Here is a 20,926-nt window from a genome sequence, read left to right as displayed (position 1 = left end):
CACCGCCGCCGGGCCCTGCCGCTGCGCCCACCCTCGTCCGTCCTACCCCTCTTACCGGTGGCCCGCCGTCGTGTCGCCGTCTGCGCACCGTTCCACCCCTGAGGAGCAAGACCGTGAAGACGATCGAAGACCTGGAGGTCTCCGGCAAGCGGGTGTTCGTCCGCGCCGACCTCAACGTGCCGCTGTCGGGTGACACCATCACCGACGACGGCCGGATCCGCGCCGTCGCGCCGACCATCGCCAAGCTCGTCGAGCGCGGCGCCCGGGTCGTCGTCGCCTCGCACCTGGGCCGCCCGAAGGGCGAGCCCGACCCGACGTTCTCCCTCGCGCCGGTGGCGGTCCGCCTCGGCGAGATCCTGGGCCGCCCGGTGGCCTTCGCCACCGACACGGTCGGGGACAGCGCGAAGGCCACCGTCGCCGCCCTCGGCGACGGCGAGGTCACGCTGCTGGAGAACCTGCGGTTCAACGCGGGCGAGACGTCCAAGGACGACGCCGAGCGCGGCGCCTTCGCCGACGAACTGGCCGCCCTGGCGGACCTGTACGTGGGCGACGGCTTCGGCGCGGTGCACCGCAAGCACGCCTCCGTCTACGACCTGCCGGCCCGGCTGCCGCACGCCGTCGGCGACCTGATCGCCACCGAGGTGGGCGTGCTCAAGCGCCTCACCGAGGACGTGGCCCGCCCGTACGTGGTGGTGCTCGGCGGCTCCAAGGTCTCCGACAAGGTCGGCGTGATCGAGAACCTGCTCGGCAAGGCCGACCGGATCCTGATCGGCGGCGGCATGATGTACACCTTCATCGCGGCCCAGGGCCACGGCGTCGGCGCCTCGCTGCTCCAGGAGGACCAGATCCCGGTCGTCCAGGACTACCTGAAGCGCGGCGCGGAGCAGGGCGTGGAGTTCGTGATCCCGCTGGACACCGCGGTGTCCGGCAGCTTCCCGGACGTCAAGACCGGCGCCCCGGTGGCGGACTACGCGGTCGTCGACGTGGACGCGATCCCGGACGGCGCGCTCGGCCTGGACATCGGCCCGAGGACCGCGCAGCTGTTCGCCGAGAAGATCGCCGACGCGAAGACGGTGTTCTGGAACGGCCCGATGGGCGTCTTCGAGCACCCGGCGTTCGCCGACGGCACCCGGGCGGTCGCCCAGGCGCTGCTCGACTCCGACGCGTTCACCGTGGTCGGCGGCGGCGACTCGGCGGCGGCGGTCCGCACCCTGGGGTTCGACGAGACGAAGTTCGGACACATCTCGACCGGCGGTGGCGCGAGCCTCGAGTACCTGGAGGGCAAGACCCTTCCCGGTCTCGCCGCCCTGGAGGACTGAGAAAGACATGACTGAGCGTCTCCCGCTGATGGCGGGCAACTGGAAGATGAACCTCGACCACTTCGAGGCCCTGCGCCACACCCAGGCGCTGGCGTTCTCGCTGACGGACAAGGACTTCGCGGCCGTGGAGGTCGCGGTCCTGACCCCGTTCACCGACCTGCGGTCGGTGCAGACCCTGGTCGACGGCGACAAGCTGAAGCTCAAGTACGGCTCGCAGGACATCTCGCAGCACGACGGCGGCGCGTACACCGGCGAGGTGTCCGGCCCGATGCTGGCGAAGCTGAACTGCGCCTACGCGGTGATCGGCCACTCCGAGCGCCGCCAGTACCACGGCGAGGACGAGGAGATCGTCAACGCCAAGGTGAAGGCCGCCTACCGGCACGGGATCACCCCGATCCTGTGCATCGGCGAGCCGCTGGAGGTCCGCAAGGCCGGCACCCACGTCGCGCACACCCTCGCCCAGCTCGACGGCGCCCTGGACGGCGTCCCGGCGTCCGACGCCGAGAGCATCGTCGTCGCGTACGAGCCGGTCTGGGCGATCGGCACCGGTGAGGTCGCCACCCCCGAGGACGCGCAGGAGGTCTGCGGCGCGATCCGGGCCCGCCTCGCCGAGCTGTACGGGGCCGAGCTGGCCGGCAAGGTCCGCGTCCTGTACGGCGGTTCGGTGAAGTCCTCGTCCGCGGCCGGCCTGATGGCCAAGCCCGACGTGGACGGCGCGCTGATCGGCGGGGCCTCGCTGGACGCCGAGGAGTTCGTCAAGATCGTGCGCTACCGTGAGCAGGCAGTAGGCTAACGCCGCCGCAGCAACGTAGGCTTTGGGGCCGGACCGCGAGGAGCGGGCCCGGCCCCTTCGCCGCAGATTCGAGAGAGTTGGTCCCGTCGTGGTTCTCGGGTTCGAGATTGCTCTGATCATCCTCAGTGTGCTGATGATCCTGATGGTGCTGCTCCACAAGGGCAAGGGCGGCGGTCTGTCCGACATGTTCGGTGGCGGCGCGTCCTCCACCGGCGGCGGTTCCGCGGTGGCCGAGCGCAACCTCGACCGCATCACCGTCATCCTCGGCCTCGCCTGGTTCGCGTGCATCGTGGTGCTCGGACTGCTGCTCAAGAACAACTGACCCGAAGTCGTCGGGCGGTGGTGGCGCAGGCTTAACCGCCGCTTACACTAGGACGACTTCGCCACCGTCCGCCCAGCCGCGGCCGGACGGCACCAGCACGCAGGGAGTCAGACCGTGGCAAGTGGCAACGCGATCCGAGGCAGCAGAGTGGGCGCCGGCCCGATGGGCGAGGCGGAGCGCGGCGAGTCCGCCCCCCGCAACCGGATCTCCTTCTGGTGCGCGAACAAGCACGAGACGCGCCCCAGCTTCGCGGCGGAGGCCGCCATCCCGGACACCTGGGACTGCCCCCGCTGCGGCTTCCCGGCCGGCCAGGACGAGCACAACCCGCCCGCCCCGGCCCGCAACGAGCCCTACAAGACCCACCTCGCCTACGTCCGCGAGCGGCGCACCGACGCCGACGGCGAGGCGATCCTGGCCGAGGCGCTGGCCAAGCTGCGCGGCGAGATCTGAGCGTCGAAACGGAAGGCCCGGCCCCCGAGGGGGCCGGGCCTTCCGGCGTTCCGGTGCGACGGTGCGTCAGGCGAGCTTGCCCGCGGCGGCCTCGTCGAGGAACCAGAGGGTGCGTTCGGTGCCGGCCACGGCGCTCGCCGGGGCGGTGTCCGGGCCCGGGTCGGTGAGGGCCAGGGCGACGGCGTCGGCCTTGTCCGCCCCGGCCGCCAGCAGCCACGCCTGGCGGGCGGTGTTGAGGGCGGGCAGGGTGAGCGAGAGCCGGGTCGGCGGCGGCTTCGGGGAGTCGTGCACCGGCAGGACCGTTCCGCCGGACTGCCGCACCCCGGGGTGGCCGGGGAACAGCGAGGCGACGTGGGCGTCCGGGCCGACGCCGAGCAGCAGCACGTCGAAGACCGGCAGCGGTTCGCCCGGTCCGGCGGCCGCGGCCAGCTCGGCGGCGTACCGGACGGCGCCCTCCTCGGCGGAGGAGCCGTCGTCGGCCGGCATCGCGTGGACGCGGGCGCCGAGCGGCCGGACGGCGGCCAGGAACGCGGCCGCCTGGACGGCGTTGCGCTCCGGGTCGCCGGCCGGCAGGTACCGCTCGTCGCCCCACCACAGGTGGACGTGCGCCCAGTCGACCGCGTCGCGCGCCGGGTGGGCGGCGAGCGCGGCCAGCAGGGCGTTGCCGTTGCGGCCGCCGGTGAGCACCGCGTGGGCGGTGCCGCGGGCGGACTGCGCGTCGACCAGGGCGGTGATCAGCCGGGCGGCCGCGGCCTGGGCGAGCAGCGCGGCGTCCGCGTGCACCAGGACCTGACGGCCGCTCACCGACCGCTCCGCTTGCGGGCGGCGGACTTCTTGGCGGCGGACTTCTTCGCCGGGGCGGCCTCCGGGGCCTCCTCGGTCTCCGCAGCCTCCTCGGTCTCCGCAGCCTCCTCGGCCGGGGCCGCCGCGGCCGCCGGCTCCGCCGCGCGCGCCTGGCCCTCGACGGTGCCGCCCGGGCCCGCGTGCTCGACACCGGCGATCCGCTCGCGCAGCCGGTCCACGGGGGTCCGGACGGCGGTCGCGTAGATGTCGTCGGGGTCGAGGCGGCGCAGCTCCTCGGCGATCAGCTCCGCGGTGTCGCGGCGCTTCAGCGCGACCATCCGGTCCGGCGCGCCGGGCATGCAGAGCGTGCCGAGCAGGCCGTCGGGGCGGTCGAGCGTGATGTCGCCGTCCTGGGTGCGCAGCCGGACCGCGGTGATGCCGGGGCCGCCGGTGACGACCCGCTCGACCGGCACCCGCAGGCGGTTGTGCAGCCACAGGCCGAGCAGTTCGACGCTGGGGTTGTACGACTCGCCCTCGACCACGGCGCCGACGATCTCGACGGCGCGCTGGTCGAGCGCGGCGGCGAGCATCGAGCGCCAGCCGGTGATCCGGGTCCAGGCCAGGTCGGTGTCGCCGGGGGTGTAGCCGGCCGCCCGCTGGGCGAGCTGGCCGACCGGGGACTCCGCGGTGACGGCGTCGGTGATCCGGCGCTGGGCGAGCGCGCCCAGCGGGTCCTGGGCCGGGTTGAGCGGCGCGTTGTCCGGCCACCAGACCACCACGGGGGCGTCCGGCAGCAGCAGCGGCAGCACCACCGACTGGGCGTGCGCGGCGAGTTCGCCGTGCATCCGGAGCACGACGGTCTCGCCGCTGCCCGCGTCGGTGCCGACCAGGATCTCCGCGTCCAGCCGGGTCTCGGCCCGGGCGCGGGGCGAGCGCCCGGCCCGCTTGATGACCGCGAGGGTGCGCGAGGGGTGCTCGCGGGACGCGTCGTTGGCGGCCTTCAGGGCGTCGTAGGCGCTGCCCTCGTCGGTCACGATGACCAGGGTCAGCACCATGCCGGCCGCGGTGGAGCCGCTGGCCCGGCGGGCGTCCATCAGGGCAGCGTTGATCTTGCTGGACGTGGTGTTCGTCAGGTCGATCTTCATGGCCGGCGCCAGCTCCTGCCGTCTCGTGCGAGCATCTCGTCCGCCTCGACCGGGCCCCAGGTGCCGGCCGGGTACTGCGCGGGCTTGCCGTGGGCGTCCCAGTACTGCTCGATCGGGTCGAGGATCTGCCAGGACAGCTCGACCTCCTGGTGCCGCGGGAAGAGGTTCGCGTCGCCGAGCAGCACGTCCAGGATGAGGCGCTCGTACGCCTCGGGGCTGGACTCGGTGAAGGACTCGCCGTAGGCGAAGTCCATCGTGACGTCGCGGACCTCCAGCGCGGTGCCGGGGACCTTCGAGCCGAACCGCACGGTGACGCCCTCGTCCGGCTGGACGCGGATCACCAGGGCGTTCTGCCCCAGCTCCTCGGTGGCGTAGGAGTCGAACGGCAGGTACGGGGCGCGCTGGAAGACCACCGCGATCTCGGTGACCCGGCGGCCCAGCCGCTTGCCGGTGCGCAGGTAGAACGGGACGCCCGCCCAGCGCCGGTTGTTGATCTCCAGCTTGATGGCGGCGTAGGTGTCGGTCTTCGACTCGGGGTTGATGCCGTCCTCGTCGAGGTACCCGACCACCTCCTCGCCGCCCTGCCAGCCCGCCGCGTACTGGCCGCGCACGGTGTGCGCGCCCAGGTCGGCGGGGAGCTTGACGGCGCTGAGCACCTTCAGCTTCTCGGCCACCAGCGCCTTCGGGTGGAAGGACGCGGGCTCCTCGATCGCGGTCAGCGCCATCAGCTGGAGCAGGTGGTTCTGGATCACGTCGCGGGCGGAGCCGATGCCGTCGTAGTAGCCGGCCCGGCCGCCGATGCCGATGTCCTCGGCCATGGTGATCTGCACGTGGTCGACGTACGACCGGTTCCAGATCGGCTCGAACATCTGGTTGGCGAAGCGCAGCGCCAGGATGTTCTGGACGGTCTCCTTGCCCAGGTAGTGGTCGATCCGGAAGACCTCGTCCCGCGGGAAGACCTCGTGGACGATCCGGTTCAACTCCTGGGCGCTCTCCAGGTCGTGGCCGAACGGCTTCTCGATCACCGCGCGCCGCCAGGAGCCCTTCGGCGGGTCGGTCAGGCCGTGCTTCTTCAGCTGCTGGACCACCGTCGGGAAGAACTTCGGCGGGACCGACAGGTAGAAGGCGAAGTTGCCGCCGGTGCCCTGCGCCCGGTCGAGGTCCTCGATGGTGCGGCGCAGGGTGTCGAACGCCTCGTCGTCGCCGAAGTCGCCCTGGACGAAGCGCATGCCCTTGGCGAGCTGCTGCCAGACCTCCTCGCGGAAGGGGGTGCGGGCGTGCTCCTTGACGGCGTCGTGGACCTCGTTGGCGAAGTCCTCGTCCTCCCACTCGCGGCGGGCGAACCCGACCAGCGAGAAGCCCGGCGGCAGCAGGCCGCGGTTGGCGAGGTCGTAGACGGCCGGCATCAGCTTCTTGCGGGACAGGTCGCCGGTGACGCCGAAGATCACCAGCCCGGACGGGCCGGCGATCTGCGGCAGCCGCCGGTCGGCGGGGTCGCGCAGCGGATTGACGGGGCGTTCCGGGGTGTCTCCCGCGATCGGCTCCGTCCCCTCCACGTCCGGGTACGGCTGGGTGTTGCTCACTGTGGTGTGCTCCGCTTTCGTCGCTTCAGTTCGTGAGCAGGAGTCAGTTCTTGCCGTGCGCGTCGAGCGCCGCGGCGACGGTGTCGAGCAGTTCGGTCCAGGAGACCTCGAACTTGGAGACGCCCTCGTCCTCCAGGACCTGGACCACGTCGTCGTAGTCCACGCCCGCGGCGGCGACCGCGTCGAGCACGGCCTGCGCGTCGTCGTAGTTCGGGGTGATGGTGTCGCCGGTGACCGGGCCGTGGTCGTCGGTGGCGTCGAGGGTGGCCTCGGGCATGGTGTTGACGGTGCCCGGGGCGACCAGCTCGGTCACGTACAGGGTGTCCGGCAGGTTCGGGTCCTTGACGCCGGTGGACGCCCAGAGCGGGCGCTGCGGCTTGGCGCCGGCCGCCTCCAGGGCCGCCCAGCGGGCCGAGGCGGGCTTGGCGCCGTCGACCGAGCCGTAGACCTCCTCGTAGGCCCGGTAGGCGAGGCGGGCGTTGGCCACGGCGGCCTTCGAGCGCAGCTCCTTGGCCTCGGGGGTGCCGACCGCGTCCAGGCGCTTGTCGATCTCGGTGTCCACGCGGGAGACGAAGAACGAGGCGACCGACTCGATCTGCGAGAGGTCGAGGCCGGCGGCCTTGGCGGTCTCCAGGCCGGTCAGGTGGGCGTCGATGACGGCCTTGTAGCGCTCCAGCGAGAAGATCAGCGTGACGTTGACGCTGATGCCCCGGCCGAGCACCTCGCTGATCGCGGGCAGGCCGGCCAGCGTGGCGGGGATCTTGATCAGCACGTTCGGGCGGTCGACCAGCCACCACAGCTGCTTGGCCTCGGCGACGGTGGCCGCGGTCTCGTGCGCGAGGCGCGGGTCGACCTCGATGGAGACCCGGCCGTCGCGGCCGTTGGAGGCGTCATAGACGGGGCGCAGCACGTCGGCGGCGTCGCGCACGTCCGAGGTGGTGATCATGCGGATCGCCTCGTCGGTGGTGACCTTGCGCACCGCGAGGTCGGTCAGCTGGCCGTCGTAGGCGGCGCTGCCGCCGCCGATGGCCTTCTGGAAGATGGTCGGGTTGGTGGTGACGCCGACGACGTGCTTCTCCTGCACCAGCTCGGCCAGGTTGCCGGAGTTCAGCCGGTCCCGGCTCAGGTCGTCGAGCCAGATCGCCACGCCTTCTTCGCTGAGGCGGTTCAAAGCGTCGGTCATGGTACTCAGTCCCTCTTCTTCTTTTGCGTGCGTCAGGTGGAGTCCGGGGAGCCGGTCCGGGGCAGTGCGGATACCCCGGACCGGGCGGATCAGCGCGTCAGCGGGAGACGGCCTCGACCGTGCGCAGCGAGGCGCGGGCGGCGTTGGCGACCGCCTCGGCGGTGATGCCGAACTCCTGGTACAGCACCTGGTAGTCGGCGGAGGCGCCGAAGTGGTCCAGGCTGATGATCCGGCCGGCGTCGCCGACCAGCTCGCGCCAGCCCTGGGCGATGCCCGCCTCGACCGAGACCCGGGCCCGGACGTTCGGCGGCAGCACGCTGTCCCGGTACGCCTGGTCCTGCTCGTTGAACCACTCGACCGACGGCAGCGAGACCACCCGGGTCGGGACGCCCTCGGCCTGCAGCGCCTCGCGGGCCTGCACGGCGAGCTGCACCTCGGAGCCGGTGCCGATCAGGATCACCTTGGGCTCGCCGCCCTCGGCCTCGGCCAGCACGTAGCCGCCCCTGGCCGCGCCCTCGGCGGAGCCGAACACCTCGCGGTCGTAGGTCGGCACGCCCTGGCGGGTCAGCGCCAGGCCGACCGGGCCGGGGTGGCTGGTCTGCCGCTCCAGCACCGTCCGCCACACCACGGCGGTCTCGTTGGCGTCCGCCGGGCGGACCACGGCGAGGCCGGGGATGGCGCGCAGCGCGGCCAGGTGCTCGACCGGCTGGTGGGTCGGGCCGTCCTCGCCGAGGCCGATCGAGTCGTGCGTCCAGACGTAGACCACTGGCAGCTTCATCAGCGCGGCGAGCCGGACCGCGGGGCGCATGTAGTCGGAGAACACCAGGAAGGTGCCGCCGTAGACGCGGGTCCGGCCGTGCAGCGCGATGCCGTTCATCACGGAGCCCATGGCGTGCTCGCGGATGCCGTAGTGGATGGTGCGGCCGTACGGCGAGGCGCTCTTGAGCGCGTTGCCCTCCGGGAGGAAGGAGGACTCCTCGTCGATGGTGGTCAGGTTGGACTCGGCGAGGTCCGCGGAGCCGCCCCAGAGTTCGGGGACGAGCTTGCCGACGGCCTTCAGGGTGTCGCCGGACGCCTTGCGGGTGGCGACGTCCTTGCCGGCCGGGAAGACCGGGATCGCCTTCTCCCAGTCGTCCGGCAGCTCGCCGATCTGGATCCGGTCGAACTCGGCGGCGCGCTGCGGGTGGGCGGCCCGCCAGTCGGCGAGCTCGCCGTCCCAGGCGGAGCGGGCGGCCTGGCCGCGGGTGACGACCTCGCGGGCGTGCGCCACGACCGCGTCGGAGACCTCGAAGGTCTTCGCCGGGTCGAAGCCCAGCACCTTCTTGGTGGCGGCGATCTCGGCGTCGCCGAGGGCCGAGCCGTGCGCCTTGGCGGTGTCCTGGGCGTTCGGCGCGGGCCAGGCGATGATGGTGCGCATCGCGATGATCGACGGCTTGCCGGTCTCGGCCTTCGCGGTCTCCAGCGCGGCGGCGAGCGCGGCCACGTCGATGTCGCCGTCGGCCTTCGGGGCGACCCGCTGGACGTGCCAGCCGTACGCCTCGTAGCGGGCCAGCACGTCCTCGGAGAAGGCGGTGGCGGTGTCGCCCTCGATCGAGATGTGGTTGTCGTCGTACAGCGCGACCAGGTTGCCCAGCTTCTGGTGGCCGGCCAGCGAGGACGCCTCGGCGGAGATGCCCTCCTCCAGGTCGCCGTCGGAGACGATCGCCCAGACGGTGTGGTCGAACGGCGAGGTGCCGGGCGCCGCGTCCGGGTCGAACAGGCCGCGCTCGTAGCGGGCCGCCATCGCCATGCCGACCGCGTTGCCGATGCCCTGGCCGAGCGGGCCGGTGGTGGTCTCGACGCCGGCGGTGTGGCCGTGCTCGGGGTGGCCCGGGGTGCGGCTGCCCGCGACCCGGAAGGCCTTCAGGTCGTCCAGCGAGAGTCCGTAGCCGGACAGGAACAGCTGGGTGTAGAGCGTGAGGGAGGTGTGCCCGGGGGAGAGCACGAAGCGGTCGCGGCCGACCCAGGACGGGTCGGTCGGGTCGTGGCGCAGGAAGCGCTGGAAGATCAGATACGCCGCGGGGGCGAGGGACATGGCGGTGCCGGGGTGCCCGTTCCCCACCTTCTGCACGGCGTCCATCGCCAGTACCCGGGCCGTGTCGACGGCCCGCTGGTCCAACTCGCTCCACTCGAAAACGTTCGGCGTCGTGCTCACCCTGACTCAGGGCTCCTTCCGGATTTTGTGAAGTGTGACCCCGTGAAGGGGACCGGTCGGCCACGTCGCTGTGGTGGTGCCGATCACGGAGGGTTGATCCCGCTTCTCTGTGCGAGCCTACCGTTTGCTGGGCACCTCACCCTCTGTGCCGGGCAACGTGAGCGCCAGGCGTCGCATTCCGCCGGCGATCCGTCAACTGCTCTGTCCTACCTTCACCCGTCCGGGGAGGTCATGCCCGTCCGATGGGCAAGACGGGAACGGGCGCGGCTCGCCGGAGGACCCCGGGGCGGATCGGGAGATATGGAACGTCTATGGTGGCGTGGTACGCGCAGAGCGGACGGCGGGCACCCTGCGGGTCTCCGGGTCGCCTGTGGAAGTTCATCGACTGTTGAGGTGTCCGTGACCGCCGTCGAATCCCGCCCCGCAGGGGTGGTGGTAGGGACGAGGACCGCGCCCCGGCCGTTCGGGGCCCGGGTCGGCGCATTCGTCGCCCTCACCAAGCCCCGCATCATCGAGCTGCTGCTGATCTCCACGGTGCCGGTGATGTTCCTCGCCCAGGGCGGCGTGCCGAACCTGTGGCGGGTGCTCGCGGTGGTGGTCGGCGGCTACCTCTCGGCGGGCGGCGCCAACGCCCTCAACATGTACATCGACCGCGACATCGACGCGGTGATGTCCCGCACCGAGCGGCGCCCGATCGTCACCGGCATGGTCTCCCCCCGGGAGGCGCTGGTCTTCGGCATCACGCTGGCCGTGGTCTCCACCCTCTGGTTGGGCGTCCTGGTCAACTGGCTGTCCTCGGCGCTCGCGCTGGGCGCCCTGCTGTTCTACGTCTTCGTCTACACGCTGGGCCTGAAGCGCCGCACCTCGCAGAACGTGGTCTGGGGCGGCATCGCCGGCTGCATGCCGGTGCTGGTCGGCTGGTCCTCCGTCACGAACTCGCTGTCCTGGGCGGCCCTGGTGCTGTTCCTGGTGGTGTTCTTCTGGACGCCGCCGCACACCTGGGTGCTGATGATGAAGGTCCGCGAGGACTACGCCAAGGCCGGCGTGCCGATGCTGCCGGTGATCCGCGGCAACATCGGCGTCGCCAAGCAGGTCGTCGTCTACTCCTGGGTGATGGTGGCGACCTCGCTGCTGCTCTGGCCCGCGGCGCACACCAGCTGGCTGTACCCGACCGCGGCCGCCGTCCTCGGCGCGCTGTGGATGAAGGAGGCGTACGCGCTCCAGTCGCGCGCCAAGGCCGGCGTGGTCGGGCCCAAGCTCAAGGAGATGCGGCTGTTCCACTGGTCGATCACCTACCTGACGCTGCTGTTCCTCGTCGTCGCGATCGACCCGTTCGTGGGCTGACGCCCCCGGCTCCACCCCTCCTCGTCCTCATCGGCCTCAGCGCGGCGGAAGCTCGCTGGGGCCGACGTGGTTCTCCAGCCACTCGTGCAGCGGGGCCGCCGCGCGCAGGAAGCCGGTGATCCGCCCGTACGCCTCCGCGGTGCCCAGCCAGGCCGCGGGCTCCCACTCCTGCCAGGCGATCAGGCCCTTGTGGCGGAGCAGCTCGATCCGCGGGTGGTCCTTCGGGACGCCGCGCGGCGCGGTCCTCAGGCTGTCCTGGCCCACCACCTGCGGCCCGGCCGCCCGGACCGCCGCCGCCACCCGCTCCAGCTCGGCGCCCGGCACGTCCTCCGCCACCGCCGTCCGGTAGCGGGCCAGCTGGTCGCTCGCGAACCGGTAGTAGCCCAGCCCGCAGGCCAGGCCGTCGGCGGACAGCTGCACGTAGCCGCCGGACTCCAGGTACCCGCCGAGGTGCGTCTTGTACGGCGACTTGTCGGCCGAGAACCGGACGTCCCGGTTCGGGCGGAAGATCTTCCCCGGGCCGAACTCCGGCTCCAGCCGGGCCAGCAGCGCCTCCATCGGGGCCCGGACGGTCCCGTCGTACACCGCGCGGTGCGCGGCCCAGAAGGTCTTCGAGTTGTCGGCCTCCAGGTGCTCGTAGAACTCCAGCGCCTCGGCCGGCCAGCCACGGAAATCGCTCACCCGGACAGTATTCACGCCCCGGGGCGGTCCGCCGAACGGTCCCGCCCGGGGACGGGGTGACGTTTCGTCAGCGGAAACAGTTGTCGAGTAGGGTCGGCCACCGTTCGGCACGCCGAACGCCGACGACATCCTCGGGGGAACCGATGCCGCTGCAGTCCATCGACGTGTCCGCACACGCCTTCGCCACCCGGAAACCGGCCGAGACGGCCGTCCGGATAGGGCGCTTCGCCGCCCCGCCCACCCGGATGCTGCTCAGCACCGACGGGCTCACCACCACCCTGCTGGAAGCCTGGACCGGGGCGCCCGCCCGGATCGGCGGGGCCGACCACCGCCGGCTGCCCGCCGCCGCGGCCCCCGCCGGGACCGCCGCGCTGCTCGGCGCCGGGCCCGAGGAGCAGCTGATCGTCCGCCGCTCGGTGCTGACCGGCCGCGACGGCGCCGAACTCTCCCGGAACGTGGTGGTCGCCCGGCCCGCGCTGGACGCCGGCGCCGACCGCTGCCTGACCGACACCGACGCGCCGATCGGCGCCGCCCTGCAGGCCAGCGGCACCGCCCACCGGCGCACCGTGCTGGACGCCGGGGTCCGGGACTGGGACGGCGCGCCCGCCGCCTACAAGACCTACCTGCTCTGGCACGACCGCCGGCCGCTGGCCGCCGTCACCGAGACCTTCAACCCCGCCGTGGTGCCCGCCGCGCTCGGCGCCGAACTGCTCGCCGCCGGAGGCAGCCGATGACCGCCCGCACCACCGACGTCGCCGTGGTCGGCGCCGGACCCGCCGGACTCGTCCTGGCCCACGTGCTGCGCCGGGCCGGGGTCCGGGTCACCGTCCACGAGCGGCTCTCCCGCGCCGAGCTGGAGCGCACCGCCCGGGCCGGGGTGCTGGAGCACCGGGTGGTCGAGTACCTGCGCGCCCTCGGCCTCGCCGACCGGCTGACCGCCGAGGGCGAGCGGCACGGCGAGTGCGAGGTCGTCTGCCTCGGCGAGAAGGTCCTGGTCGACTACGGCGCGCTCTCCGGCGGCGTCCGGCACTGGGTCTACCCGCAGCAGCTGCTGGTCCGCGACCTGATCGCCGCCTACGAGAAGGACGGCGGCGCCATCGCCTTCGGGCAGCCCGTCGAGTCGGTCGCCCTCGACGGCGACGGCCGCCCCGTCCTGCGCACCGCCGACGGCGAGCTGCGCGCCGACTGGGCGGTCGGCTGCGACGGCGCGCGCAGCACCGTCGCCGCCGCGTTCCCCGGCGCGCCCGGCGGCGCGGACGGGCCCGCCCGGCGCTACCCGTACGACTGGCTGACGGTGCTGGCCCGGATCTCCCGCCCGGTCGGGCAGATCCGCTACGCGGTGCACGCCGACGGGTTCGCCGGGATGATGCCGCGCACCGCCGACGTCGGCCGGTTCTACCTGGAGGTCCCGGCGGGGGAGGAGCTGTCCGGCTGGGACGGGCCGCGGGTCCGGGCCGAGTTGGAGCGCCGGCTCGCGCTGGACGCGGGCGACCCCGCGATCGGCGCCCTGCTGGAGACCGGCATGCTGCGGATGCGCGGCCGGGTCGCCCACCGGATGCGGGCCGGGCGGCTGCTGCTGGCCGGGGACGCCGCGCACACCGTCACCCCGTCCGGCGCCAAGGGCCTCAACTCGGCGGTCGCCGACGTCGCCGACCTGGCCGGGGCGCTGGTCGCCGCCGTCCGGGACGGGGACGGGCGCGCACTGGACGGCTACCAGGAGCGCCGGCTGGAGGCCGCCTGGGAGACCCAGGAGTTCTCCGACCAACTGCTCGAACTGCTCCACCTGCCCGCCGGACTCCCGCCGGAGCAGCGCGAGTTCGCGCTCCGGCTGCGGCTGCGGCGGGCCCACCGGATCGCCCGGCCGGGCCCGGCGGCCGAGGCGTTCGCCCGGGCCTACGCGGGCGCGGGCGAGCTGCCCGCCGCCCCGGCGGGCCCGGCGGTGCCGCCCGCGCGGCCGGCGGGGGACGCCGTGTGGCCGTCGGCACAGGGCGGCGGCGTCGCCAGCCGGACTACCGGTCGGTAGCATGCGGGCATGAGCAGCGCAGAGACCGCCACCACCGCCGCGCCGGACGCCCGCGCCGAGCGCCGTGCCAAGCGCATCGCCAAGCACCTCAGCAGCTTCGCCGCCCAGCACGGCGGCAGCGCGGACGGGGTGGTCGAGTACATCGGCCGGACCGCGACCCGGATCGTCGTGGTCGGCGCCGACGGCGCCTGGGGCGACCAGGTCGCCCCGACGTACGCGATCGGCCGCCGGGCCGCCGAACTGGCCGGGCTCACCCTGCACGACGACTTCGAGGGCGAGCTGGGCCTGAAGGTGCGGACCGGCCCGTACGAGTGGAAGCGGATGGCGGGCATCCAGATCTGACCGCCCGTCATCCCAGGGGTACGACGAAGGCCCGCCGGTGAACGGCGGGCCTTCGTCGTGTCCGCGGGCGGGCGGCTCAGGCGACCAGTTCGGCGGACGGCGCCGACGCCTGGGCCGGGATCTCGGCGCGGCTGCGCAGCGCCAGCGGGACCCGCAGCGCGGCGCCCCAGACCAGCGCGGCGCCGAGCATGTGCAGGCCGACCATCAGCTCCGGGGCGTCGGTGAAGTACTGGACGAAGCCCAGCAGGCCCTGCAGCAGCAGCAGCGCGAACAGCTCGCGGACCCGGGCCCGGGCGGCCGGCGGGGCCTTCACGGCGGCGAACACCAGCAGCGCGGCCAGCGTCAGGCCGACCGAGAGGAACACCAGGTCGGCGTGGACCTGGACCAGGCGGTCGTAGTCGACCGGGATCCGGTACACCGGCTTGCCGTCCTTGGAGGAGGCGCCCGGGTGGTGGCCCGCGCCGGTGACCAGGGTGCCGGCCAGCAGCAGCAGGCCGATCACCGTCACCAGCACCTGGGCCAGCCGCCGGATCGGCTCGGCGACCAGCGCGCGCGGCGGGCCGTCGCCCTCCCGGGTGCGCTCCCAGGACAGCAGCGCGACCCAGAGCAGGCCCATCGCGGCCACCATGTGGGCCGCCACGATGTACGGGTTCAGGCCGGTCAGCACGGTGATGCCGCCCAGCACCGAGTTGCTCATCACCAGCCAGAACTGGGCCCAGCCGAGCTTGGTCAGCGAGTGCCGCCACGGCTTGGCGCAGCGCGCGGCCAGGATGAACCAGCCGACCGCCGCGCACAGCACGTAGGTCAGCATCCGGTTGCCGAACTCGATGACGCCGTTGACGCCCATCGCGGGCGTCGGCGTCAGGCTGTCGGCGGTGCAGCGCGGCCAGGTCGGGCAGCCGAGGCCGGAGGCGGTCAGCCGGACGGCGCCGCCGGTGACGACGATGACCACGCTCATCACCAGCGCGGCCAGGGCGGCCCGCCGGACGTGCTGCGCGCTCGGGTGCCAGCGGTCGGCGAGGAGGGAGAACGGGTTGGTCACCGGACCATCGTAGGCGGGCTTATGCCGTGCCCCGGCCCCGGACCCGCCCCGGCGGGCCGCCGCGGCCCGCACCGCGGCGGCTGCCGGGGACGGGGTGGGGACGCGTCGGGGACGGATCGGGGACGCGCGGACGAATCGGGCGGATCGGCGCGTGTCGGTCAAAGGTCTTGACCAGTCACACAATTGGCCGGAAGAGTGCGATTGGTCCATACCTCTTCCCGGTTGGACCGATCCCACCTGCCCGCACCCACTCGCGGAGTCCGCACATGCGCACGTCCATATCCGCCGCCGCCGTGGCGCTCGGAGGCTCGCTCGCCCTCGCCGCCCTGGCCCTCCCGACCGCCGCGACCGCGGCCCCCGCCGGCAGCAACTGCTTCGACCTCGGGGTCGCCGGGAAGTACGGCGAGTTCATCGAGGGCGACGACACCCACAGCCCCGACGCCGAGGGCGCGGTGGCGATCGGCGGGAACGCCGACTTCAGCCGGTCCGGCTTCACCGTCGGCAACGAGCTCACCCCGGCCGAGGTCGCCGCGCTGCCCGGCGGGTACGCGCTGGTGGTGGGCGGCAACCTGATCCAGGGCGGCGCGCACGTCCAGGTGATGAAGGGCAAGGGCGTCTACGCGGGCGACCGGATCGGCGGCGGCCAACTGGAGGGCGTGCAGAAGGGCGCCTCGCCGATCGACTTCGGCAAGGAGTTCGCCCACCTGCGGCAGGTCTCGACCGAGCTGGCGAAGACCGTCGGCGGCGCCCCGGTCGCCCAGGGCCGGAACCTCACCTTCACCGGCGCCGACCCGGTCGCCAACGTGTTCACCGTCACCGCCGAGGTGCTGCAGAAGGCCGGCGACGTCTACCTCAAGGTCCCGGCGGGCTCCACCACCGTCGTCAACGTCACCGGCGGCTCCTACGACCAGAACAAGGGCCCGACCACCGGCTTCTGGATCTGGGACAACGCCAAGGCGAAGTACGTCCAGGACGACAAGCTGCAGTCCGCGGACGGCGGCGCCGAGCGCGCCCGGCTGCTGTGGAACCTGCCGACCGCGACCTCGGTCACCAAGCGCAGCGGCAACGCCTGGCCCGGCGGCGTGCTGGCCCCGAACGCGGCCTTCGACCTGGGCACCGGCGGCCCCGTCAACGGCTCGGTGTGGGCGAAGTCGCTGACCGGCAGCGGCGGCGCGGAGACCCACCACTACCCGTTCGCGGGCTGCCTGCCCGGCGGGGGCGGCACCCCGCAGCCCTCCGGCTCGCCGTCCACCGGCGGGCCCGCGCCGTCCGGCAGCGCCAGTACCCCGCCCGGCACCCGGTCGCCCACCCCCGGTGGTTCGGGCACCCCGACGCCCGGCGGCCCGTCCTCCGGCGGACCGGCGCCCTCCGGCAGCCCCTCCGCCCCGCAGGGCGGCACCGGCGGCAGCGGCGGGGCGGGCGGCTCCGGCGGCACGAAGGAGGGCGGCCTGGCGTTCACCGGCGCGGACGCCGTGCTGCCGCTGACGATCGGCGGCGCGGTGGTGCTGGCCGCCGGCGGCGGGCTGGTGTACGCGGCCCGGAAGCGGAAGGCGAACGCCTCCTGACGAGGCATCGGCGGTCCCGGGGCGCCCGCCCCGGGACTACTCCCAGCGGAAGAAGCGGGCCGCGGCGGCCAGGCCGAGCACCGACCAGGCCGCGAGGACGCCGAGGTCGGCCCACGGGACGCCGCCGCCGAGCTGGAGCACCGAGCGCAGGCCGTCGGAGAGCGCCGAGATCGGCAGCAGCTCCAGCACCGGGCGCACCGCGGCCGGGAACTTCGCCAGCGGGACGACCACGCCGCCCGCCAGCAGCAGCAGGACGAACACCAGGTTGGCCCCGGCCAGCGTGGCCTCGGCCCGCAGGGTGCCCGCCATCAGCAGGCCCAGGCCGGAGAACGCGGCGGTGCCCAGCACCAGCAGGAGCAGCACGGCCAGCGGGTTGCCGTGCGGCGACCAGCCCAGCGCCAGCGCGATGCCGGACAGCAGCAGCACCTGGAGCAGCTCGGTGACCAGCACGCAGCCGGTCTTCGCGGTCAGCAGCGCCCAGCGCGGCAGCGGCGTGGCGCCGAGCCGCTTGAGCACGCCGTAGCGCCGCTCGAAGCCGGTGGCGATGGCCTGCCCGGTGAACGCGGTGGACATCACCGCGAGCGCCAGCAGGCCGGGGGCGAGGAAGTCGACCCGCTTGCCCGGGCCGTCCACCGTGACCACGTCGACGGTGGAGAACAGCACCAGCAGCACGGTCGGGATGACCACGGTGAGCAGCAGCTGCTCGCCGTTGCGCAGCAGCATCCTGGTCTCCAGGGCGGTCTGCGCGAGCAGCATCCGGCCGACCGGGGCGGCGCCCGGGCGGGGGGTGAGGTCGGTGGCGGTCATCGCAGGTCCCGTCCGGTCAGGTCGAGGAAGACGTCTTCGAGGCTGCGGCGCTGCACCGCGAGCTTGTCGGGCATCACCCCGGCCTCGGCGCACCAGCCGGTGACGGCGGCCAGCAGGGCGGCGTCGAGCGCGGCCTCGACCCGGTAGGAGCCGGGGGCGGCCTCGGTGACGGCGGCCCGGTCGGGCAGCACCTTGCGCAGGCCGGCCAGGTCGAGCCCGGGCGGCCCGTCGAAGCACAGCCGGGCGTCGGTGCCGCGCAGCTCGTCGGGGGAGCCCTGGGCGATCACCCGGCCCCGGTCGACGACCGCGACGTCGTCGGCGAGCTGCTCGGCCTCGTCCATCCGGTGGGTGCTGAGGACGACGGTGACGCCCGCGGCGCGCAGCTCGGCGACCAGCTCCCAGGTGGCGCGGCGGGCCTGCGGGTCGAGGCCCGCGGTGGGCTCGTCCAGGAAGACCAGCTCGGGGCGGCCGACCACGGCCATCGCCAGGGCGAGGCGCTGCTGCTGGCCGCCGGAGAGCCGGCGGTAGGGGGTGCGACCGCAGGAGTCGAGGCCGAGGCGCTCGGCCAGCGGGCCGACCGGCAGCGGGTGGGCGTACAGCTTGGCGGTGTGCTGGAGCATTTCGAGGGCGCGCGCACTGGCGTACACGCCCCCGGACTGCAGCATCACGCCGACCCGCGGCCGGAGCGCCGCGGCCTGCGCCACCGGGTCGAGCCCGAGCACCCGGACGGTGCCCGCGTCCGGGCGGCGGTAGCCCTCGCAGGTCTCGATCGTGGTGGTCTTGCCCGCGCCGTTGGGGCCGAGCACCGCGGTGACGGTGCCGGGCGCGATGGCCAGGTCGAGCCCGTCCACGGCCGTCTTGGCGCCGTACCGCTTGACCAGTCCGGTCACCAGGACGGCGGGTTCTGCATGCATACCGGCGAGTGTAGGAGCCGCTCGCACCCCCTTTCAGGTAAGGCTTGCCTTCCGTGATGGACGACACCGGTGAGACCGGGATCACGGCTTGTCTCCGGCGGACGAATTACGCAACAATCGTGTTGTGAAAAACATCCGCGAGCACACCGCGCCGCTTGGGGAGCCCGAGGCCCCCGACTGCGCCGTGCCCGCGACGGGGGCCGACGTGCTCGCGGAGGGCCACCCGGCCACCCGGGACCGGGTCGCCCGCTCGATCCTCGACCACGGGCCGTCCTCGGCCGCCGACCTGGCCGCCCGCCTCGGCCTGACCGCCGCCGCGGTCCGCCGCCACCTGGACGGCCTGGCCGCCGCCGGGCTGGTCGTCTCCCGCGAGCAGCGGGTGCACGGCAGCCGCGGCCGGGGCCGCCCCGCCAAGGTCTTCGCCCTCACCGACAGCGGCCGCAGCGCCTTCTACCAGGCCTACGACCAGCTCGCCGCCGAGGCGCTGCGCTGGATCTCGGAGGCCGCCGGCGGCGGCCGGGCCGGCGAGGAGGCGATCGCCGCCTTCGCCCGGGCCCGGCTCGCCAAGCAGGGCGAGCGCTACCAGGACGAGGTCGGCCGGGCCGGCGCCGAACAGCGCGCCGAGGCGCTCGCCCGAGCCTTGAGCGCGGACGGGTACGCTGCCACGGTGCGGCGCGTCCCGCCCGCCTCCGCTGCGCCCGCCGCACCGGCCGGCGCGCAGCTCTGCCAGCACCACTGCCCGGTCGCGCACATCGCCGAGCAGTTCCCGCAGCTCTGCGAGGCGGAGACCGAGGTCTTCTCGCAACTCCTGGGCACCCATGTGCAACGGCTGGCCACGATCGCCCACGGCGACGGGGTCTGCACCACGTATGTGCCGGCATCCGGTGCCGCACCGTCGTCCTCCCGGACGCCCGGTGCGGCGCCGACTGCCGGTACGTCCCCCAACGAAAACGGCTCGTCCGCGCGGAGGAACCTCGCATGACTGACATCGCACACCCCGAGCTCGAAGGCCTCGGCACGTACGAGTACGGCTGGGCCGACTCGGACACCGCCGGCGCCGCCGCCAAGCGCGGCCTGAGCGAGGAGGTCGTCCGCGACATCTCGGCGAAGAAGAGCGAGTCCGAGTGGATGCTCGACCTCCGCCTCAAGGGCCTCAAGCTGTTCGGCAAGAAGCCCATGCCGACCTGGGGCTCGGACCTGTCGGGCATCGACTTCGACAACATCAAGTACTTCGTGCGCTCGACCGAGAAGCAGGCCGAGTCCTGGGAGGACCTGCCCGCCGACATCAAGGCGACGTACGACAAGCTGGGCATCCCGGAGGCGGAGAAGCAGCGCCTGGTCGCCGGTGTCGCCGCGCAGTACGAGTCCGAGGTCGTCTACCACCAGATCCGCGAGGACCTGGAGGAGCAGGGCGTCATCTTCCTGGACACCGACACCGCGCTGAAGCAGTACCCGGAGCTCTTCAAGGAGTACTTCGGCACCGTCATCCCGGCCGGCGACAACAAGTTCGCCGCGCTGAACACCGCGGTGTGGTCCGGCGGCTCGTTCATCTACGTGCCCAAGGGCGTCCGGGTGGACATCCCGCTGCAGGCCTACTTCCGGATCAACACCGAGAACATGGGCCAGTTCGAGCGGACGCTGATCATCGTCGACGAGGACGCCTACGTCCACTACGTCGAGGGCTGCACCGCGCCGATCTACTCCTCGGACTCGCTGCACTCCGCGGTGGTCGAGATCATCGTCAAGAAGGGCGGCCGCTGCCGCTACACGACCATCCAGAACTGGTCGAACAACGTCTACAACCTGGTCACCAAGCGCGCCGTGGCGTACGAGGGCGCGACCATGGAGTGGATCGACGGCAACATCGGCTCCAAGGTCACCATGAAGTACCCGGCCGTCTACCTGATGGGCGAGCACGCCAAGGGCGAGACGCTGTCGATCGCCTTCGCGGGCGAGGGCCAGCACCAGGACGCCGGCGCGAAGATGGTCCACATGGCGCCGAACACCTCCTCGCACATCGTCTCCAAGTCGGTGGCGCGCGGCGGCGGCCGGACGTCCTACCGCGGCCTGATCGAGATCGGCGAGGGCTCGCACGGCGCCAAGTCGAACGTGCTCTGCGACGCGCTGCTGGTGGACACCGTCTCCCGCTCGGACACCTACCCGTACGTGGACGTCCGCGAGGACGACGTGTCGATGGGCCACGAGGCGACCGTCTCCAAGGTCTCCGAGGACCAGCTCTTCTACCTGATGAGCCGCGGCCTGAGCGAGACCGAGGCGATGGCGATGATCGTGCGCGGCTTCGTCGAGCCGATCGCCCGCGAGCTGCCGATGGAGTACGCGCTGGAGCTGAACCGGCTGATCGAGCTGCAGATGGAGGGCGCGGTCGGCTGACGCGCCGTCAGTACCCGCCCCCCGTCGACCGTTTCCGAAAGAGAG

The 20,926-nt window shown here is 73.3% G+C and carries 20 protein-coding genes; 11 read left to right on the top strand and 9 right to left on the bottom strand.

All coding sequences use genetic code 11. The features are described from left to right. Positions 1–113: 113 nt before the first annotated feature. From ACIQBJ_RS28660 to ACIQBJ_RS28645, 4 genes are all read left to right on the top strand, one after another. A complete protein-coding gene (locus ACIQBJ_RS28660) occupies positions 114–1,319 on the top strand; it encodes a phosphoglycerate kinase (RefSeq protein WP_400716174.1) in 1,206 nt (401 codons plus the stop codon). A 7-nt stretch (positions 1,320–1,326) separates the two neighbouring features. Continuing rightward, positions 1,327–2,112: a triose-phosphate isomerase gene (tpiA, locus tag ACIQBJ_RS28655; protein ID WP_400716172.1), complete on the top strand. Its 786-nt coding sequence runs from the start codon at positions 1,327–1,329 to the stop codon at positions 2,110–2,112. A gap of 88 nt (positions 2,113–2,200) precedes the next feature. Beyond that, positions 2,201–2,434, top strand: coding sequence for a preprotein translocase subunit SecG (secG, locus tag ACIQBJ_RS28650; protein WP_400716170.1), 234 nt, complete (start codon positions 2,201–2,203; stop codon positions 2,432–2,434). 162 nt (positions 2,435–2,596) lie between these two features. After that, complete coding sequence (locus ACIQBJ_RS28645) at positions 2,597–2,884, top strand: RNA polymerase-binding protein RbpA (protein WP_014138616.1); 288 nt, start codon at positions 2,597–2,599, stop codon at positions 2,882–2,884. Positions 2,885–2,950: 66 nt separating this feature from the next. On the opposite strand, the gene pgl is transcribed toward ACIQBJ_RS28645, so the two are convergent. The 5 genes from pgl to tkt form a co-directional block, all read right to left on the bottom strand. Further along, the gene (gene pgl, locus ACIQBJ_RS28640) at positions 2,951–3,688 is read right to left on the bottom strand and encodes a 6-phosphogluconolactonase (RefSeq protein WP_400716168.1); all 738 of its coding nucleotides are present in this window, start codon (positions 3,686–3,688) and stop codon (positions 2,951–2,953) included. Beyond that, a complete protein-coding gene (gene opcA, locus ACIQBJ_RS28635) occupies positions 3,685–4,812 on the bottom strand; it encodes a glucose-6-phosphate dehydrogenase assembly protein OpcA (protein ID WP_400716166.1) in 1,128 nt (375 codons plus the stop codon). Before opcA ends, pgl begins: the two co-directional genes overlap by 4 nt. Next, the gene (gene zwf, locus ACIQBJ_RS28630) at positions 4,809–6,350 is read right to left on the bottom strand and encodes a glucose-6-phosphate dehydrogenase (RefSeq protein ID WP_400716338.1); all 1,542 of its coding nucleotides are present in this window, start codon (positions 6,348–6,350) and stop codon (positions 4,809–4,811) included. Before zwf ends, opcA begins: the two co-directional genes overlap by 4 nt. Positions 6,351–6,438: 88 nt before the next feature. Further along, complete coding sequence (gene tal, locus ACIQBJ_RS28625; RefSeq protein ID WP_400716164.1) at positions 6,439–7,578, bottom strand: transaldolase; 1,140 nt, start codon at positions 7,576–7,578, stop codon at positions 6,439–6,441. Between the two features lie 97 nt (positions 7,579–7,675). Further along, positions 7,676–9,772: a transketolase gene (tkt, locus tag ACIQBJ_RS28620; protein ID WP_400716162.1), complete on the bottom strand. Its 2,097-nt coding sequence runs from the start codon at positions 9,770–9,772 to the stop codon at positions 7,676–7,678. A 399-nt stretch (positions 9,773–10,171) separates the two neighbouring features. Here tkt and ACIQBJ_RS28615 point away from each other — a divergent pair, with 399 nt between their 5' ends. Beyond that, positions 10,172–11,116, top strand: coding sequence for a heme o synthase (locus ACIQBJ_RS28615; RefSeq protein WP_400716336.1), 945 nt, complete (start codon positions 10,172–10,174; stop codon positions 11,114–11,116). A 36-nt stretch (positions 11,117–11,152) separates the two neighbouring features. On the opposite strand, the gene ACIQBJ_RS28610 is transcribed toward ACIQBJ_RS28615, so the two are convergent. Then, complete coding sequence (locus ACIQBJ_RS28610; RefSeq protein ID WP_400716160.1) at positions 11,153–11,797, bottom strand: DUF2461 domain-containing protein; 645 nt, start codon at positions 11,795–11,797, stop codon at positions 11,153–11,155. A 143-nt stretch (positions 11,798–11,940) separates the two neighbouring features. Here ACIQBJ_RS28610 and ACIQBJ_RS28605 point away from each other — a divergent pair, with 143 nt between their 5' ends. Genes ACIQBJ_RS28605 through ACIQBJ_RS28595 form a run of 3 tightly spaced genes read left to right on the top strand, consistent with a single transcriptional unit; the run spans position 11,941 to position 14,162 of the window. After that, positions 11,941–12,531: a chorismate pyruvate-lyase family protein gene (locus tag ACIQBJ_RS28605; protein WP_400716158.1), complete on the top strand. Its 591-nt coding sequence runs from the start codon at positions 11,941–11,943 to the stop codon at positions 12,529–12,531. After that, positions 12,528–13,820, top strand: coding sequence for an FAD-dependent monooxygenase (locus ACIQBJ_RS28600; protein ID WP_400716156.1), 1,293 nt, complete (start codon positions 12,528–12,530; stop codon positions 13,818–13,820). The genes ACIQBJ_RS28605 and ACIQBJ_RS28600 overlap by 4 nt, the downstream gene beginning before the upstream one ends. Before the next feature lie 9 nt (positions 13,821–13,829). Further along, positions 13,830–14,162, top strand: coding sequence for a hypothetical protein (locus ACIQBJ_RS28595; RefSeq protein ID WP_400716154.1), 333 nt, complete (start codon positions 13,830–13,832; stop codon positions 14,160–14,162). Positions 14,163–14,238: 76 nt separating this feature from the next. Here the strand turns inward: ACIQBJ_RS28595 and ACIQBJ_RS28590 are convergent, their stop codons facing one another. Beyond that, the gene (locus ACIQBJ_RS28590) at positions 14,239–15,204 is read right to left on the bottom strand and encodes a heme A synthase (protein ID WP_400716152.1); all 966 of its coding nucleotides are present in this window, start codon (positions 15,202–15,204) and stop codon (positions 14,239–14,241) included. Between the two features lie 266 nt (positions 15,205–15,470). On the opposite strand from ACIQBJ_RS28590, the gene ACIQBJ_RS28585 reads away from it, so the two are divergent. Beyond that, the gene (locus tag ACIQBJ_RS28585) at positions 15,471–16,769 is read left to right on the top strand and encodes a choice-of-anchor A family protein (RefSeq protein WP_400716150.1); all 1,299 of its coding nucleotides are present in this window, start codon (positions 15,471–15,473) and stop codon (positions 16,767–16,769) included. 36 nt (positions 16,770–16,805) lie between these two features. On the opposite strand, the gene ACIQBJ_RS28580 is transcribed toward ACIQBJ_RS28585, so the two are convergent. Then, complete coding sequence (locus tag ACIQBJ_RS28580) at positions 16,806–17,576, bottom strand: ABC transporter permease (protein ID WP_400716148.1); 771 nt, start codon at positions 17,574–17,576, stop codon at positions 16,806–16,808. Continuing rightward, positions 17,573–18,490 (bottom strand): ABC transporter ATP-binding protein, encoded by a 918-nt coding sequence (locus ACIQBJ_RS28575; RefSeq protein ID WP_400716146.1) that lies wholly within the window; start codon positions 18,488–18,490, stop codon positions 17,573–17,575. Before ACIQBJ_RS28575 ends, ACIQBJ_RS28580 begins: the two co-directional genes overlap by 4 nt. A gap of 124 nt (positions 18,491–18,614) precedes the next feature. Here ACIQBJ_RS28575 and ACIQBJ_RS28570 point away from each other — a divergent pair, with 124 nt between their 5' ends. Together ACIQBJ_RS28570 and sufB are read left to right on the top strand one after the other, a co-directional pair. After that, the gene (locus ACIQBJ_RS28570; RefSeq protein ID WP_400716144.1) at positions 18,615–19,472 is read left to right on the top strand and encodes a helix-turn-helix transcriptional regulator; all 858 of its coding nucleotides are present in this window, start codon (positions 18,615–18,617) and stop codon (positions 19,470–19,472) included. Continuing rightward, entirely contained in the window at positions 19,469–20,881 is a 1,413-nt protein-coding gene (gene sufB, locus ACIQBJ_RS28565; RefSeq protein ID WP_400716142.1) for a Fe-S cluster assembly protein SufB, read from the top strand. Before ACIQBJ_RS28570 ends, sufB begins: the two co-directional genes overlap by 4 nt. Positions 20,882–20,926: the final 45 nt, after the last annotated feature.

The organism is Kitasatospora sp. NPDC088391 (genome assembly GCF_044753345.1).
Classification (GTDB): Bacteria; Actinomycetota; Actinomycetes; order Streptomycetales; family Streptomycetaceae; genus Kitasatospora.
Note: the sequence above shows the minus strand (reverse complement) of the source record. Positions and strands in the feature narration are given on the sequence as shown.

Excerpts from the sequence above, each read along its gene's own strand:
- ACIQBJ_RS28575 (WP_400716146.1), bottom strand. The coding sequence starts at position 18,490 with ATGCATGCAGAACCCGCCGTCCTGGTGACCGGACTGGTCAAGCGGTAC.
- ACIQBJ_RS28580 (WP_400716148.1), bottom strand. The coding sequence starts at position 17,576 with ATGACCGCCACCGACCTCACCCCCCGCCCGGGCGCCGCCCCGGTCGGC.
- tpiA (WP_400716172.1), top strand. The coding sequence starts at position 1,327 with ATGACTGAGCGTCTCCCGCTGATGGCGGGCAACTGGAAGATGAACCTC.
- tal (WP_400716164.1), bottom strand. The coding sequence starts at position 7,578 with ATGACCGACGCTTTGAACCGCCTCAGCGAAGAAGGCGTGGCGATCTGG.
- ACIQBJ_RS28645 (WP_014138616.1), top strand. The coding sequence starts at position 2,597 with ATGGGCGAGGCGGAGCGCGGCGAGTCCGCCCCCCGCAACCGGATCTCC.
- ACIQBJ_RS28600 (WP_400716156.1), top strand. The coding sequence starts at position 12,528 with ATGACCGCCCGCACCACCGACGTCGCCGTGGTCGGCGCCGGACCCGCC.
- ACIQBJ_RS28595 (WP_400716154.1), top strand. The coding sequence starts at position 13,830 with ATGAGCAGCGCAGAGACCGCCACCACCGCCGCGCCGGACGCCCGCGCC.
- ACIQBJ_RS28585 (WP_400716150.1), top strand. The coding sequence starts at position 15,471 with ATGCGCACGTCCATATCCGCCGCCGCCGTGGCGCTCGGAGGCTCGCTC.
- ACIQBJ_RS28605 (WP_400716158.1), top strand. The coding sequence starts at position 11,941 with ATGCCGCTGCAGTCCATCGACGTGTCCGCACACGCCTTCGCCACCCGG.
- opcA (WP_400716166.1), bottom strand. The coding sequence starts at position 4,812 with ATGAAGATCGACCTGACGAACACCACGTCCAGCAAGATCAACGCTGCC.
- sufB (WP_400716142.1), top strand. The coding sequence starts at position 19,469 with ATGACTGACATCGCACACCCCGAGCTCGAAGGCCTCGGCACGTACGAG.